This window comes from Sideroxydans sp. CL21, assembly GCF_902459525.1.
Lineage (GTDB): Bacteria > Pseudomonadota > Gammaproteobacteria > Burkholderiales > Gallionellaceae > Sideroxyarcus.
The window spans coordinates 2,361,399-2,375,553 of record NZ_LR699166.1 but is presented as its reverse complement, the minus strand read 5'-3'; the positions used below and the strand labels follow the sequence as shown (position 1 = coordinate 2,375,553).

Annotated in this window: 15 protein-coding genes and 1 tRNA gene; 7 read left to right on the top strand and 9 right to left on the bottom strand. The window is 55.8% G+C overall.

Features of this window, described 5'->3' with window-relative positions; all coding sequences use genetic code 11:
- Nucleotides 1–13 precede the first annotated feature (13 nt).
- From QOY30_RS11040 to QOY30_RS11030, 3 genes are read left to right on the top strand one after another with little or no spacing between them, the layout of a single operon-like run.
- Nucleotides 14–640, top strand: a complete 627-nt coding sequence (locus QOY30_RS11040) for a cysteine hydrolase family protein (RefSeq protein ID WP_283744669.1) — start codon at nt 14–16, stop codon at nt 638–640.
- Nucleotides 637–1,524: a GNAT family N-acetyltransferase gene (locus QOY30_RS11035; RefSeq protein ID WP_283744668.1), complete on the top strand. Its 888-nt coding sequence runs from the start codon at nt 637–639 to the stop codon at nt 1,522–1,524. The genes QOY30_RS11040 and QOY30_RS11035 overlap by 4 nt, the downstream gene beginning before the upstream one ends.
- Nucleotides 1,525–1,566: 42 nt before the next feature.
- A complete protein-coding gene (locus QOY30_RS11030) occupies nt 1,567–2,337 on the top strand; it encodes a haloacid dehalogenase type II (RefSeq protein ID WP_283744667.1) in 771 nt (256 codons plus the stop codon).
- A 96-nt stretch (nt 2,338–2,433) separates the two neighbouring features.
- Here the strand turns inward: QOY30_RS11030 and QOY30_RS11025 are convergent.
- Nucleotides 2,434–2,508, bottom strand: a tRNA-Arg gene (locus tag QOY30_RS11025).
- Nucleotides 2,509–2,585: 77 nt separating this feature from the next.
- On the opposite strand from QOY30_RS11025, the gene QOY30_RS11020 reads away from it, so the two are divergent.
- Genes QOY30_RS11020 through QOY30_RS11010 form a run of 3 tightly spaced genes read left to right on the top strand, consistent with a single transcriptional unit; the run spans nt 2,586 to nt 5,470 of the window.
- On the top strand, nt 2,586–3,125 hold the full coding sequence (locus QOY30_RS11020) for a peroxiredoxin (protein ID WP_283744666.1): 540 nt from the start codon (nt 2,586–2,588) through the stop codon (nt 3,123–3,125).
- On the top strand, nt 3,125–3,571 hold the full coding sequence (locus QOY30_RS11015) for a hypothetical protein (protein WP_283744665.1): 447 nt from the start codon (nt 3,125–3,127) through the stop codon (nt 3,569–3,571). The genes QOY30_RS11020 and QOY30_RS11015 overlap by 1 nt, the downstream gene beginning before the upstream one ends.
- Nucleotides 3,572–5,470 carry an ATP-binding cassette domain-containing protein gene (locus tag QOY30_RS11010; protein ID WP_283744664.1) on the top strand — a complete coding sequence of 633 codons (1,899 nt, stop codon included), beginning with the start codon at nt 3,572–3,574 and terminating at the stop codon, nt 5,468–5,470.
- 46 nt (nt 5,471–5,516) lie between these two features.
- Here the strand turns inward: QOY30_RS11010 and QOY30_RS11005 are convergent, their stop codons facing one another.
- The 7 genes from QOY30_RS11005 to grpE form a co-directional block, all read right to left on the bottom strand.
- Nucleotides 5,517–6,059 carry a peroxiredoxin gene (locus QOY30_RS11005; protein ID WP_283744663.1) on the bottom strand — a complete coding sequence of 181 codons (543 nt, stop codon included), beginning with the start codon at nt 6,057–6,059 and terminating at the stop codon, nt 5,517–5,519.
- Between the two features lie 133 nt (nt 6,060–6,192).
- On the bottom strand, nt 6,193–7,089 hold the full coding sequence (locus QOY30_RS11000) for a hypothetical protein (RefSeq protein WP_283744662.1): 897 nt from the start codon (nt 7,087–7,089) through the stop codon (nt 6,193–6,195).
- Nucleotides 7,090–7,127: 38 nt separating this feature from the next.
- Nucleotides 7,128–7,856, bottom strand: a complete 729-nt coding sequence (locus QOY30_RS10995; protein WP_283744661.1) for a DUF6588 family protein — start codon at nt 7,854–7,856, stop codon at nt 7,128–7,130.
- Between the two features lie 90 nt (nt 7,857–7,946).
- Nucleotides 7,947–8,519, bottom strand: coding sequence for a LemA family protein (locus tag QOY30_RS10990; RefSeq protein ID WP_283744660.1), 573 nt, complete (start codon nt 8,517–8,519; stop codon nt 7,947–7,949).
- A gap of 70 nt (nt 8,520–8,589) precedes the next feature.
- The gene (dnaJ, locus tag QOY30_RS10985) at nt 8,590–9,714 is read right to left on the bottom strand and encodes a molecular chaperone DnaJ (RefSeq protein ID WP_283744659.1); all 1,125 of its coding nucleotides are present in this window, start codon (nt 9,712–9,714) and stop codon (nt 8,590–8,592) included.
- A gap of 79 nt (nt 9,715–9,793) precedes the next feature.
- Nucleotides 9,794–11,722: a molecular chaperone DnaK gene (gene dnaK, locus QOY30_RS10980; protein WP_283744658.1), complete on the bottom strand. Its 1,929-nt coding sequence runs from the start codon at nt 11,720–11,722 to the stop codon at nt 9,794–9,796.
- A 93-nt stretch (nt 11,723–11,815) separates the two neighbouring features.
- Nucleotides 11,816–12,400 (bottom strand): nucleotide exchange factor GrpE, encoded by a 585-nt coding sequence (gene grpE / locus QOY30_RS10975; protein WP_283744657.1) that lies wholly within the window; start codon nt 12,398–12,400, stop codon nt 11,816–11,818.
- Nucleotides 12,401–12,462: 62 nt separating this feature from the next.
- Between grpE and QOY30_RS10970 the strand changes: the two genes are divergently transcribed.
- The gene (locus tag QOY30_RS10970; protein ID WP_283744656.1) at nt 12,463–13,629 is read left to right on the top strand and encodes an MFS transporter; all 1,167 of its coding nucleotides are present in this window, start codon (nt 12,463–12,465) and stop codon (nt 13,627–13,629) included.
- On the opposite strand, the gene QOY30_RS10965 is transcribed toward QOY30_RS10970, so the two are convergent.
- Nucleotides 13,630–14,091, bottom strand: coding sequence for an Lrp/AsnC family transcriptional regulator (locus QOY30_RS10965; protein WP_283744655.1), 462 nt, complete (start codon nt 14,089–14,091; stop codon nt 13,630–13,632). It lies immediately after the preceding gene.
- Between the last annotated feature and the right edge of the window lie 64 nt (nt 14,092–14,155).

Genomic DNA, 14,155 nt, shown 5'->3' with positions numbered 1-14,155 from the left:
TAAGGAGGCCGCTATGACACGCCGTGCTTTGATTGTTGTCGATGTCCAGAATGATTACGTTGGCGGAGAATTGCCGATTGAATTTCCCGAGGTGCAAGACTCATTGCGCAATATCGGGACAGTTATGGATGCCGCCCGCGCTGCTGCGATTCCGGTGGTGGTCGTGCAGAATATCCTGCCCCCCAACGCTCCATTCATGGCCGAAGGCTCTGCAGGAGTAGCGTTGCACGAGATCGTTGCTTCGCGTCCTTACGACCATTATGTTGCCAAGAAATTACCCAGCGCATTTGCGGGGACTGACTTGGAAGCATGGCTACGCCAGCGCGACATCGATACCGTTGCGGTGGTCGGTTATATGACTCATAACTGCAACCTATCGACCATGCTGCATGCCTTCCATAGTGGCTTCTCGGTGGAATTCATAAGCGACGCCTCCGGCTCGGTGTCGTATGAGAATCGCGCCGGTCGGGTGACGGCGGAGGAAATACATCGGGTGATGAGCGTGGTGCTGCAATCGCGCTTTGCGGCGGTGATGTCGGCTGCCGAATGGGTAGAGATGTTGCGACAGGGCAACGCAGCGGAACGCGATTCGATCTACCGATCTAACCGCAGAGCGCGCGGTTTGGAAGTCGCTGTATGAAGCATTGCAAATCGGATGACATGATTCAATTGCGTGCTTTTGCGGCGCAAGATGAAATTACCATCGAAAACTGGCCGCCCTATCCGGCGGAATTCGCGGCTCTGGATCATGCCCTGAGACAAACTGGCTGGATTGCGCAATTCCGTGGCCAGCCGAATGCACGGATTTATGTCGCGGAGCAGTCAGGTGAACTGATCGCCTTCACTATCCTTTGCCTGAACGCGCAAGGCGAAGCCGAGTTTCGTATTGCCTTGCGTGCGGACAAAATTGGCCGTGGTTTTGGCCGGATCATCAGTGACAGAACTTTGCAGATAGGCTTCGATGAGCTTGGATTGCAACGCATTCATCTCATTGTTCGCAAAAACAACCCGAGAGCGATAGAGCTGTACAGGCAGCGGCGATTTTCCCCCTGCGGCGAATGCCAATTGGTCGTCAATCATAAGCTGACCGATTTTCTGAAGATGGAATTACTGCGCAGAGATTATTTCAGGCCGATTACCCAAGGGGCGCATCACATCGGTTTAACGGTTTCCAAGTTGGAAGAAAGTGCAAACTTCTTTGTATCCCTACTGGGCTGGAAAGAAGTACGCAGGAATGAGGAATATCCTGCCGTCTATGTCAGCGATGGCACCATGATGGTGACCCTTTGGACGATCAAGGAGCAGCCGTCTAATCAATTCAATAAGAACAGGAATGTCGGCCTGCATCATGTGGCGTTTCAGGTTGGAAATGAAAATGATCTAAACGATATACATGAAAGGCTAATCACCAACGACATCCAAATTGAATTTTCTCCAGAGCTATTAGGGCAAGGGCCTGCAAAACATCTGATGTGCTATGAACCGAGTGGAATCCGGGTCGAGTTCATTTGGCCTGGTCGCTAATACACAAATTTTCTTTCAAAGTACTTTTAGGAAGGGCTCATCATGCAATTAGATCGCCGAGAGTTTCTCAATCTCGCCGCCGCAGGCGCTGCAGCTGGCTTTCTGGCGTCCATCCCGCTAGCTCATGCTAGTGCAAAACAAAAGATCAAAGCTATTGCCTTCGATGCTTTTCCGATCTTTGATCCACGATCTGTTTTTGCGCTTGCTGAGCAACTCTTCCCTGGCAGTGGCGCTGAACTCAGCAACGCATGGCGCACCAGACAGTTTGAATATCAGTGGTTGCGCGCCTTATCCGGCCACTATGCGGATTTCTGGCAGGTAACGGAAGATGCTTTGGTGTTTTCATGCGAAATGCTGAAGCTTGATTTGACTCCGGACAAACGCAAACTACTGATGGGTAAGTATCTTGAACTCAGGGCTTGGCCCGATGTGCCGCCAGCATTACAGTCACTTAAAAGTAATGGCATCCGACTGGCGTTTCTATCCAACGCAACATCCAAGATACTCGACGCAGGCATTAAGAACTCCGGACTTGAGGGTGTTTTTGAACATGTTCTTAGCACCGACAAAATAAAAACGTATAAACCCGACCCTCGCGCTTACCAGATGGCGATCGATGCGTTTAATCTGAAACGAGAGGAAATTCTCTTTGTCCCATTTGCCGGATGGGATGCGGCTGGGGCGAAGTCATTCGGTTACACAACTTTCTGGGTTAATCGTCTTAATCTTCCCGTAGAAAGGCTCGGCGCAGTGCCTGATTTGGTGGGGAAAAGCTTGACCGACTTGGCGGACTTCGTAAGAACTTCAAGTTGAATGGATATCTTTGCCGTCGCTGATTTGGAAGCATAAGCCTGCCAGAGCGGCAATGTTATGGTTCCCGGCACAAACTGGATGGGGTGATCGGATATTTGGTGTCCCCGACAGGAATCGAACCTGTAATTGACCCTTAGGAGGGGCCGGTTATATCCATTTAACTACGAGGACCTGAGCGAATCATTCAGAATCGGGCGCATTCTAACGTAAAATCCGTCCCCCAATTATCCGAAGACATGGGGAGCCTCATGAAATGGCTGATTCTGCTCGGTTTGCTTGCTTCATTATCTTTACTGGTGAGCCAGATGGCGCGCGCGGGTGAGTTGCCCAAGGTGGGCGAGGGTGCGCCGGACTTCGATTTGCCCGACCAGAACGGGGTGCGGCATAACCTCGAGGAATTCGCGGGTAAATGGCTGGTGCTGTATTTCTACCCCAAGGACGATACGCCGGGTTGCACGCAGGAGGCTTGCGCTTTTCGCGATGACTTGCACAAGCTGGCGGCGTTGGGTGCGCAGGTGGTGGGTATCAGTGTGGACGCCAGCGACAGCCATGCCGAATTTGCCAAAAAATATCACCTGCCGTTCCCTTTGCTGGCGGACAAGTCCGCCGAGGTGGCGGCGCGCTACGGTGCGTTGATGAATCTGTGGCTGTTCAAGTTCGCCAAACGCTACACTTTTCTGATCGACCCTAAAGGCAAAGTCGTCAAAGTGTACACAAAGGTCGAGACTTCCAGACACTCGACCGAAATCATCGAAGATTTACAGCAGCTGGCTGCGAAAGAAAAGTAATGAAACATCAAAATTTGAACATATTTGCCGCGTGGTTCTTTATGTTGCAGACACTGGCCATGGGATGGGTGGCTGCAGCAGGGAATGCCCTGCTGGAGATGCTGGGCGCGCCTACCCCGGAAGGCAGTGTGGCGGGGCGCATCGTCGGCGCGCTGCTGTTGCTGCTGATCATCTATGTGGCATGGCACTTCATGCGTGGCTTGCCACCGCAAGGAAAACCGGAAGGCAATGGTTACAAACTTGGACGACGGGTGTTATTGGCGGGAAATGTACTGGCGTGTCTGTTGTTCGTGTTCCAGTTATTCGAGTCCGGTATCGAGGGCCACAACACGCATCTGGTTCTGGATACATTCACCACGGCTTTCGGTTACTTCGCGATGGGCTGTTTTGCCATCGGGTTTTCGCTGCTCTATCAATCCTCACTGCCACAAGAAAAGAAAAGTTAAATGCCGTATATCACGCTGGATAAAGCCTCGCTGGCCTTTGGTCACGTAGCACTGTTGGACCATGTGGAATTTCAACTCGACGAAGGGGAACGCGTCGGGCTGATCGGGCGCAACGGCGGGGGCAAATCCAGCCTGCTCAAGGTGCTCGCCGGACAGGCGCATCTCGACGACGGGACACTGTGGCGCCAGCCCTCCGCGCGTATCTGTTTTGTCAGCCAGGAGCCGGTGCTGGATGCCAATGCCACGGTATTCGACGAAGTGGCGCGCGGCCTCGGCGAGTTGCATCAGCTCATCACGGATTACCACCATCTGTCGCACCAATTGGCCGAACCCGATGCCGATTACGACAAACTGCTGGAAGAGATGCAACCGCTGCAGACCAAACTGGAAGCGCAGAACGGGTGGGCGGTACAGGCGCGCATCGAGACCGCTATCCAGCGACTCGAACTCGATCCTGAAGCGCTGGTGGGTTCCTTATCCGGCGGTGTGCGCAAGCGCGTGGCCTTGGCGCAGGCGCTGGTGGCTGAACCGGAAGTGTTGATCCTGGACGAGCCGACCAACCATTTGGATTTTGCCTCCATCGAATGGCTGGAGGGGCTGCTGACGGGCTTCCGCGGCAGCGTGCTGCTGGTCACGCACGACAGGCGTTTCCTGGATAACGTCGCCACGCGCATCGTCGAGCTCGATCGCGGCAAGCTGTCGAGTTTTCCCGGCAACTTCGCGGCGTACCAGAAGATCAAGGAGCGCATGCTGGCGGACGAGGCGGTGGTGAATGCCAAGTTTGACAAGGTGTTGGCGCAGGAAGAGGTATGGATACGTCAGGGCGTCAAGGCGCGGCGTACGCGCAACGAGGGGCGTGTGCTGCGGCTGGAATCGTTGCGGCTGGAGCGTGCGGCGCGGCGTGAAAAGCTCGGCAAGGTGGAGATGAATCTGGACGTCGGCGACCGCTCCGGCAAGCTGGTGGCGGAACTGTCGCATGTCAGCAAGTCATTCGGCACGCGCAAGGTCATAGACGACTTCTCCTGCCGCATCCAGCGCGGCGACAAGATCGGTTTGCTCGGCCCCAACGGTGCGGGCAAGAGCACGCTGCTCAAGATCATTCTGGGCGAGATGGAGCCGGACAGCGGCGAGGTGAAACTGGGCACCAAACTAAGCGTGGCCTACTTCGACCAGTTGCGCGCGCAGCTCGACGACAACGCCACGCTGGCAGACACCATCAGCCAGGGCTCGGATTTCATCGAGATCGGCGGTGCGAAGAAACATGTGATCAGCTATCTCGGCGACTTTTTGTTTGCACCGGAACGCGCGCGTTCGCCGGTAAAGAGCTGCTCCGGCGGCGAACGCAACCGCCTGTTGCTGGCGCGCCTGTTTACGCGGCCTTCCAACGTGCTGGTGCTGGACGAACCGACCAACGACCTCGATATCGAAACGCTGGAATTGCTGGAAGAATTACTGATGCAATATGACGGTACGTTGTTCATCGTCAGTCACGACCGTACTTTCCTCGATAATGTGGTGACGCAAGTGATTGCCTTCGAGGGCGACGGCAAGCTGATGGAATACGTCGGCGGTTACGAGGACTGGGTGCGCGTGAAGAAATTCGAATCTGCTCAAAAGTCATCAGCCGCGTCGCCACAGAAGTCGGCGGCCAAGGCCGTTGCGGAGAAGCCGAAGACTTCGGCCAAGCTCAGTTTCAAGGAGCAGCGGGAACTGGACGAGATGCCGCAGCGCATTGAAGTGCTGGAACGCGAGCAGGAGGAGATCACTGCAGCCTTGGGGGCGGGTGCGCTTTTTCGCGACAATCCGTCGCATGCCAAACAACTTCAGCAGCGTGCAACAGAGATCGAAAACGAGTTATTGCAGCTGATGGCGCGCTGGGAGGCGCTGGAGAACAAATAGGGAGTTCCGAAGAGATTCCTGATAACGCCTTTTTGTTCCCTCTGGGTCAATTCGGCTTGTGTTCCGCATTCCATTTCCGCACGGCTTCAAGCGTGTATTCGACATGTTTGTCCGGGTTCATGTCGGCGTATGAAAATATGACATTGCCGGCGGGGGAGATGACGTAGGAAACCCGGTTGGCATATTCCGGTTTTGCCGCGAGTATCGCATCGTAGGATTTCATGATGCTCTGGTCCGGATCGGCCGCCACCGGGAATTTTTCCCGGCATTCGCTCACTGAGAACTTGTTCAACTTCTCGATATCGTCATGCGAAACACCTATCACTGTCGCACCGAGAGCCTTGTATTTTTCGATGGCATCGGCAAAGTCATGTGCTTCGATCGTACAGCCCTTTGTGAACGCGGCCGGATAGAAATACAGCACCACAGGCCCCTTCTTCAGTGCATCGCCGAGGGAGTATGTGAATACTTTGCCGCCCAGTGATGCCTGGGTAACAAAATTCGGCGCTATTGCACCGGTGCTGAGTGCTGCATAGGCAGGCAGTGAAACTGATAGTGCGAAAAGCCCAATGGCAAGATAGTTTTTCATCGCAAGCTCCTCTCTGTTTGTTGCAAACGGATACCCGATGTCCAGGGGAAAACAATACCGGTGGTGGTTGTATTTCCCGCATTCCCACCATCAACTTATATTAGACCATTTCAGAGAAAAAGATTTCCGAAAGTCAGGGCTGCCTCACTATCCAGGCCATACTGAGAAGTGCGCCAAAGAGGATGACGATGTGCGCCCATGCCCACAGTTTGTAGCGAAGCGCGAGCTTGTCTTGGTCGAAATTGCTGATGAGGAACAGCTGCCCGTCACGCGGCTGCAGCATGAAATTGACATCCGGTTCCGCGAGCACTTCGTTCATGCGTTTTTCTGCTTCGCGTTTGGCGGCCGAGCGCGCCAGCATCCATTCCTGCATGTCGAGTACACCGTTATTGTCGAGGTCAAAGCGTTTGAGCAGGTTGGCGTTATCCGCTTTCCATTCGGACAGCACTTGCTTGACCAAGTCGTCTTGCGTGAGGGTCGTGTTGCTGCCGCCCACTGTCTTGAATTCGCCCAGGACATAGATGTAGTCGATATCCAGCAGTCGCCATTCAGTGTATCGATAGTCGCCCTTGGTCCAGCTGTCCTTGTGTTTGGTCAGCACCTCCGCACCTTGCGGATCGACCACGCACCGGCCGCTGCCGTCGTCAATGATGAACGGAGCGCTGTTTTCGCCGTGTTCCTCGGTATTCCATCCCTTGTTGTCGCTGCGTTTGCGCTCGAGTTTATAGCGACACCACAGGCAGGGCAGATTTGAATATCGGGAGAGTATCGGGACACCGTCCGCTCTGCCCTGTCCGATCAACTCCACATAGCCTTGCGCGGCGGAAGCGATGCGCGATGTGGGTGTGCCGCTGATCGCACGCAGGCGGTACAGGGTGGAGTACCACGCGAACAGGCTGACGACAGCCATGATGCCCAGGCACCACAACCATCCGGCAGGCGATTTCAGTTTGATGCCGACGAGCAACAGGAGAAGTTGTCCGCCGGAGGTGATGTGTTGTGTGTATTCGCGACGGAGGGTGGTCAGCATCGCCGTCCTCTTTGGCTACGCGTAGCTGGGGCAGCTTGTCAGAAACGGAAACCCAGTTTCATGCTGATCGACCGTATGCCACCCGTCTTGTCCACTTCGGCAGCCAGGTTGCTGAAGCCGAGGTTCAGGTTCGCACCGGCGAATACCTTGCCCTGAGTGAAAGATTGCGACAAGGCAGTGCCACCCTGACCGGTGACATTTGCAGAACTGTTGACCCAGACCTCACCGACACCGGCATAGGGAGTGAACATGGCGAAGCCCTTGGAGATGGAAAGATCCAGCCCTTTGGTATCGAAAGATAGTTGATCTACTCCGCCCAGCCTGGTGAAGGAGCCGCGAATGGCGACTGCGGGTTCGGCGAGGCCACCATCGAGAATCGCATAGCGCAATTCACCGCCGTAAAGCGAGATGTTGGTGGTGGGTATCTTGGAATAAAAAGCTGCAACATCGATGCCGAACGGCAACCCCTTGTCAATTTGAAGCTTGGGGATGTACAGGTTGCTGATAGAACTGCCGCCGCCAGTGGCTTTGCTCCAGATTTGTGAACTTCTGGACATGTCGGTCTGTGTGACTACTATGCCCATGTCGAATCCGGTGACGCCAAGCGGAGTTGCCGGAGTGACCGGCTTGTAGCTCAATGCGGCGCCGAGATCTTCGGAAAGTGTGCGGAAATCCGTTTGATTGAGGGCGCCTAGCGTGGAAATGCTGGCGGCCATCGCTGGTTGTGCGATTCCCAGTATGCAGAGCAATGCGAGCAGCTTCTTCATGATGTTTTCCTTTCTCTGGATAATTTAATTAGTCGATCACGCCGGAGTGTGAAAGACATGAGTTGAAGCGCGACGAAAATCGTTCCAATTTTATTGGCTGAACAGTGACTTCATATCCACATCCGCTTTTTCGGCAGTGGAGAACTCCAGCAAGGGTTTTGCAGTGTAGGCAAACATGTTGGCGATGAGTACACCGGGGAATTGTTCTATGCCGACGTTATAGATGTTCACCGAATCGTTATACAACTCTCGCCGGTCGGCAATGCCATTTTCCAGTCCGGTGATGCGGGCCTGGAGTTGCATGAAATTCTGGTTGGTTTTCAATTCGGGATAGGCTTCGGCTACCGCAAACAGACCGCCCAGACTGGCCCGCATCGCACCTTCCGCTTTGCCCAGGGCTTCGATGTCTTGTCCCTCGCGCGCGGCTTGTACTTGCGAACGTGCGGAGATCACGCGCTGCAATGTCTCCTGTTCGAACTGCTTGTATTGCTTGCACACTTCGACCAGCTTGGGCAGTTCGTCATGCCGCTGCTTGAGCAGAACGTCGATGTTTGCCCAGGCCTTGCTGACGGCATGCTTGAGACTGACAAGATTGTTGTACAGGGTGATGCCGTAGATCAGTGCAACGACACAGATGCCGAGAAGGATAATAGTGATACTCATTGAAGGAGCTCCTTGTGCAAGTTGAACGACGCGGCGAATCATAAATCAATCGCCGCGCCGTTGCACAAGATTACTGCGCGAAGAAATCCTTCACCTTGCCCATCCACGACTTGGCGCGCGGGCTGTGCCGTTCACTGTCATTCTGGCTGATGGTCTCGAACTCGCGCAGCAATTCCTTCTGGCGATCGGTCAGCTTGGCAGGCGTTTCCACCACGACATGGCAATGCAGGTCGCCATGGGTATGGGTGCGCATGCCCTTGATGCCCTTGCCGCGCAAACGGAAGATCTTGCCGCTCTGGGTCTCGGCGGGAATCTTGATGCTGGCCTTGCTGTCCAGGGTCGGTATCTCAATTTCGCCTCCCAATGCCGCGGTGGCGAAGCTGATCGGCATTTCGCAATGCAGGTCGTCGCCGTCGCGCTGGAATACGCTATGCGGCTTGATGTGGATCTCCACGTACAAGTCGCCGTGCGGCGCGCCGTGGCTGCCGGCTTCGCCGTGGCCGCTGTGGCGCAGGCGCATGCCGCTGTCGATACCTGCCGGGATCTTGATCTCCAGCGTCTTTTGTTTCTTGATTCGTCCTGTGCCGTGGCAGTCCTTGCACGGCGAACTGATCTGTTTGCCGCTGCCATGGCAGCGCGGGCATGTCTGCTGGACCGAGAAGAAGCCCTGTTGCATGCGCACCTGGCCATGACCTGCACAGGTCTGGCAGGTGGTGGCACTGGTGCCGGGTTTGGCACCGGATCCGCTGCAAGTCTCGCACTCCTCCATGACCGGAATACGAATCTGTTTTTCCGCGCCGCGCGCGGCTTCTTCCAGCGTGATCTCCATGTTGTAGCGCAGGTCGGCACCGCGATGGGCCTGGCTGCGCCCGCCGCGGCCGCCGCCGAAGATGTCGCCGAAGATGTCGCCGAAGTCGAAGCCCTGTGCACCGCCGGCTCCGAACGGACTGCCGCCTCCCATGCCGCCAGCTTCGAATGCCGCATGACCATATTGGTCGTAAGCAGCACGTTTCTGCCCGTCGGACAAGGTCTCGTAGGCTTCCTTCGCCTCCTTGAATTGTTCCTCCGCTTTCGGATTGTCCGGATTGCGGTCGGGATGGTGCTTCATCGCCAGCTTGCGATAAGCCTTCTTGATCTCTTCTTCCGAGGCATCGCGATTGACACCGAGGACTTCGTAATAGTCTTTTTTGCTCATGCTGAAAAGGCTTGAGGATTGAAGGGCGAGTTACCCGATTAAGGTATTTCTCGCTCCGCAATCCTCGTTGCCTTGCTCCTTATTTTTTATCTTTTACTTCGGTGAACTCTGCATCCACCACGTCGCCTTCGTCAGCTTTGGCTTCGTGGCCGGGGGCAGCACCACCCTGTGCACCTTGGGCCTTGGCCTGTTCGGCAGCGTACATTTTCTCGCCCAGCTTTTGCGCGGCAGTTGCCAGTGCTTCAGCCTTGGCGTCGATGGCAGCCTTGTCGTCGCCCTTGACCACACTCTCCGCATCTTTCAGTGCGGCTTCGATGGCTGACTTTTCATCGGCAGACAGTTGCTCGCCGTATTCCTTCATCGATTTATTGGTGGAGTGGATCAACGCATCCAGCTGGTTGCGCGAAGTCACCAGTTCCACGGCCTTCTTGTCTTCGTCCGCGTGCGCTTCGGCATCCGACACCATGCGTTGAATCTCTTCTTCGCTCAGGCCGGAGCTGGCCTTGATGGTGATGTTGGCTTCCTTGCCGGTGGCCTTGTCCTTCGCGCCCACGTGCAATATACCGTTGGCGTCGATGTTGAAGGTCACTTCGATCTGCGGCATGCCGCGCGGTGCGGGCGGGATGTCGGACAGGTTGAACTGGCCCAGGCTCTTGTTGCCGGAAGACATCTCGCGTTCCCCTTGCAGCACATGGATGGTCACGGCGGACTGGTTGTCGTCGGCGGTAGAGAACACTTGCGAGGCCTTGGTCGGGATCGTGGTGTTCTTCTTGATCAGCTTGGTCATCACACCGCCCATGGTCTCGATACCCAAGGACAACGGAGTCACGTCCAGCAACAGCACGTCCTTCACTTCGCCTTGCAGCACGCCGCCCTGGATCGCCGCACCAACCGCCACGGCTTCGTCCGGGTTCACGTCCTTGCGCGCTTCCTTGCCGAAGAATTCCTTAACTTTCTCCTGCACCTTGGGCATACGGGTCTGACCACCCACCAGGATCACGTCGGCGATGTCGGCGTTGGTTACGCCCGCATCCTTCATCGCGATCTTGCACGGCTCGATGGTGCGTGCAATCAGGTCTTCCACGATGCTTTCCAGCTTGGCGCGGGTGATCTTCACGGCCAGGTGTTTCGGGCCGGTCGCATCGGCAGTGATGTAAGGCAGGTTCACTTCGGTCTGCTGTGCGGAAGACAGTTCGATCTTGGCTTTTTCTGCCGCGTCTTTCAGGCGCTGCAAGGCCAGCATGTCCTTCTTCAGGTCGACGCCGCTTTCCTTCTTGAACTCGTCCACCAGGAATTCGATCACGCGCATGTCGAAGTCTTCACCGCCGAGGAAGGTGTCGCCGTTGGTGGACATCACTTCGAACTGGTGCTCGCCGTCGATCTCGGCGATGTCGATGATGGAGATGTCGAACGTGCCGCCGCCGAGGTCATACACCGCGATCTTGCGGTCGCCTTCCTGCTTGTCCAGACCGAAAGCCAGTGCGGCTGCGGTCGGTTCGTTGATGATGCGTTTTACGTCCAGACCGGCGATGCGGCCTGCATCCTTGGTAGCCTGGCGCTGGCTGTCGTTGAAGTAGGCCGGAACCGTGATGACGGCCTCGGTGACGGGTTCGCCCAAGTAGTCTTCGGCGGTCTTCTTCATCTTCATCAGCACTTCGGCGGAGATTTCCGGTGCGGATATTTCCTTGTCGCGCACCTTCACCCATGCGTCGCCGTTCTTGGCCTTGACGATGTTGTAGGGAACCATGTTGATGTCTTTCTGTACCATCGGCTCTTCAAAACGGCGACCGATCAGGCGCTTTACGCCGTACAGGGTGTTCTTGGGATTGGTCACGGCCTGACGTTTGGCGGGCGCACCCACCAATACTTCACCGTCTTCCATGTAGGCGATGATGGACGGGGTGGTACGGGCGCCTTCGGCGTTCTCGATCACCTTGGTCTTGCCGTTTTCCATGATGGCCACGCAGGAGTTAGTCGTGCCCAGGTCGATACCGATGATTTTTCCCATGATGCTTTCCTTTCAGTTGAATTCGTAAGTGTTGAATACTTTGTTGCCTTGCCGCCTAACATCAGGGCGGCATTGGATATTTCAAGTGCTTTATTATTCTTTTGCCTTGGCGACCATGACCAGTGCCGGGCGCAAAACACGGTCATTCAGCGAGTAACCCTTTTGCATGACGTTGACTACTGTGTTGGCTTCCTGCTCGCTTTCCACCATGCCGATGGCCTGATGCTTGTGCGGGTCGAGTTTTTCGCCGACCGGGTTGATTTCCTTGATGTTGAACTTCTCGAACACGCTGGAAAGCTGTTTCAGCGTCAGATCCATGCCGCTCTTGAAGCTCTCGATATTGTCGGTCTGCACGGCCATGCCGGCTTCCAGGCTGTCCTTTACTGCCAGCATCTCGTTGGAAAAACGCTCCACGGCGAATTTCTGTGCTTTGCTGATATCTTCGGCAGCGCGTCGGCGGATGTTTTCGCCCTCGGCCTTGGCATACATCCAGGCATCGTAGTGTTCCTGTGCCTTGAGTTCGGACGCCTTCAGCATCTCTTCCAGGCTGGGTATGGCCTCGGCCGGAGTTTCAGTGTTGGCTTGTGGCTGCTCGTTCTGCGGGGTGTTATCGTTCTGTGCCATGCTGCTCTCCTTATTTCGACTGGTGCGTAATTGGGGCGGGGATTTCGATTTCAAGTGCCGTGACGAAAATATTTCTTTGCATGAGATAATGCGTGCCGTTCAGTTGCCCGTCTGTTATGTCCACCACCAAGAACTACCACTGGCGCATCGCCGGCTTCTATTTCTTCTATTACGCCTTCGTGGGGATGTTCTCGCCCTACTGGAGCCTGTATCTCAAATCCATACACTTCGATGTCATCGAGATCGGCATCCTGATGTCCATCCAGCCGGTCATGCGCATGATTGCGCCGAGCATTTGGGGCTGGCTGGCCGATCGTTCGGGGAAGCGCTTGCTGGTGGTGCAAGTGGCGTCCGCCTTGAGTGCGCTGTTCTATCTCGGGGTATTCGCCACCACCAGTTTCTGGGGGTCATTCCTGGTGCTGGCTTTTATGAGTTTCTTCTGGAGCGCGTCCATGCCGCTGGTGGAGGCGACCACGCTCAGTTATTTGGGCAAGAATGCGGCGCATTACGGGCGCATCCGCTCCTGGGGCTCCATCGGCTTCATCCTGACGGTGGTGGGATTGGGTTTCGCCTTCGACTATGTCGCCATTGCCTGGCTGTTGTGGGCGGGATTGGTTTGCGAGCTCGGCATTCTGGTATTTGCGCGCCAGTTGCCCGCGACCGAAGTGCTTGCACATCACACCGACCACCAGCCTATCCGCCAGATCGTGCTGCAACCGCGCGTGCTGGCGTTGTTCGGCGCATGCTTCCTGATGTCGGTCGCGCATGGTCCGTACTACACCTTCTATTCCATCTATCTGGTCGAACACGGTTACTCCAAGAGCGCAGTAGGCGGGCTATGGGCTTTGGGCGTGATATGCGAGATCGGCGTGTTCTTCCTGATGCCTGCGCTGGCGCGACGCTTTGGGTTCACGCGCATCCTGCTGGTCAGCTTCGGCGCTGCTGTATTGCGTTTCCTGCTCATCGGATGGGCCGTGGATTGGGTGGTGCTGCTGTTGTTTGCGCAAATGTTGCATGCGCTCACCTTCGGTGCATACCACGCCAGTGCGCTGGGCTTGGTGCACCAGTTCTTTCAGGGGAAGCACCAATCCAGGGGGCAGGCCCTTTATGGCAGCATCTCCTATGGCGCGGGCGGCATGCTGGGCGGTTTGGCCAGCGGCCCGATCTGGCAGCACTGGGGTGCGAGCGCTTTGTACACATTCAGTGCGGGTGCGGCGCTGTTGGGGTTGCTATTGATGTGGTGGAAGCTGCGTAACATGGCGGTAAACAGCCATCAGCCCTGATCAAAGCGGCAGCGCAGTTTTGTCTACCACCCGGCGCAAGATAAAGCTGGAGTGCACGCCGGTGACGCCCTCGATACGGGTGATGCGGTTGAGCAGCAGTTCCTGGTAGGCATCCATGTCCCTGACCGCCACCTTGAGCTGGTAATCCGCATCCTGCCCCGTGATCAGCAGGCATTCCAGTACATCCGGGATTTCCACCACTTTCGCCTCGAAGTTGCCCAGACGTTCGGGCGTGTGCTTGTCCATCGAGATCAGGATCAGGGCCATCAACGACAGGCCAAGTTTCTTGGCGTCCAGCAGCGCGCGGTATCCGGTGATGAGTCCCGCTTCCTCCAGCGCGTGCAATCGGCGCAGGCAAGGCGAAGGCGTGAGGCTGATGCGGTCGGCCAAATCCTGGTTGCTGATGCGCCCATCCTCTTGCAATACCCGCAATATCTGTAAATCGTAGGGATCGAGTTGCATGATATTTCCTTAGATGTGAATTGCTTGGCATATGTATATAAATATATCGCAATTATGCGCAATA

Excerpts from the sequence above, each read along its gene's own strand:
- QOY30_RS11040 (WP_283744669.1), top strand. The coding sequence starts at position 14 with ATGACACGCCGTGCTTTGATTGTTGTCGATGTCCAGAATGATTACGTT.
- QOY30_RS11035 (WP_283744668.1), top strand. The coding sequence starts at position 637 with ATGAAGCATTGCAAATCGGATGACATGATTCAATTGCGTGCTTTTGCG.
- QOY30_RS11030 (WP_283744667.1), top strand. The coding sequence starts at position 1,567 with ATGCAATTAGATCGCCGAGAGTTTCTCAATCTCGCCGCCGCAGGCGCT.
- QOY30_RS11020 (WP_283744666.1), top strand. The coding sequence starts at position 2,586 with ATGAAATGGCTGATTCTGCTCGGTTTGCTTGCTTCATTATCTTTACTG.
- QOY30_RS11015 (WP_283744665.1), top strand. The coding sequence starts at position 3,125 with ATGAAACATCAAAATTTGAACATATTTGCCGCGTGGTTCTTTATGTTG.
- QOY30_RS11010 (WP_283744664.1), top strand. The coding sequence starts at position 3,572 with ATGCCGTATATCACGCTGGATAAAGCCTCGCTGGCCTTTGGTCACGTA.
- QOY30_RS11005 (WP_283744663.1), bottom strand. The coding sequence starts at position 6,059 with ATGAAAAACTATCTTGCCATTGGGCTTTTCGCACTATCAGTTTCACTG.
- QOY30_RS11000 (WP_283744662.1), bottom strand. The coding sequence starts at position 7,089 with ATGCTGACCACCCTCCGTCGCGAATACACACAACACATCACCTCCGGC.
- QOY30_RS10995 (WP_283744661.1), bottom strand. The coding sequence starts at position 7,856 with ATGAAGAAGCTGCTCGCATTGCTCTGCATACTGGGAATCGCACAACCA.
- QOY30_RS10990 (WP_283744660.1), bottom strand. The coding sequence starts at position 8,519 with ATGAGTATCACTATTATCCTTCTCGGCATCTGTGTCGTTGCACTGATC.
- dnaJ (WP_283744659.1), bottom strand. The coding sequence starts at position 9,714 with ATGAGCAAAAAAGACTATTACGAAGTCCTCGGTGTCAATCGCGATGCC.
- dnaK (WP_283744658.1), bottom strand. The coding sequence starts at position 11,722 with ATGGGAAAAATCATCGGTATCGACCTGGGCACGACTAACTCCTGCGTG.
- QOY30_RS10970 (WP_283744656.1), top strand. The coding sequence starts at position 12,463 with ATGTCCACCACCAAGAACTACCACTGGCGCATCGCCGGCTTCTATTTC.
- QOY30_RS10965 (WP_283744655.1), bottom strand. The coding sequence starts at position 14,091 with ATGCAACTCGATCCCTACGATTTACAGATATTGCGGGTATTGCAAGAG.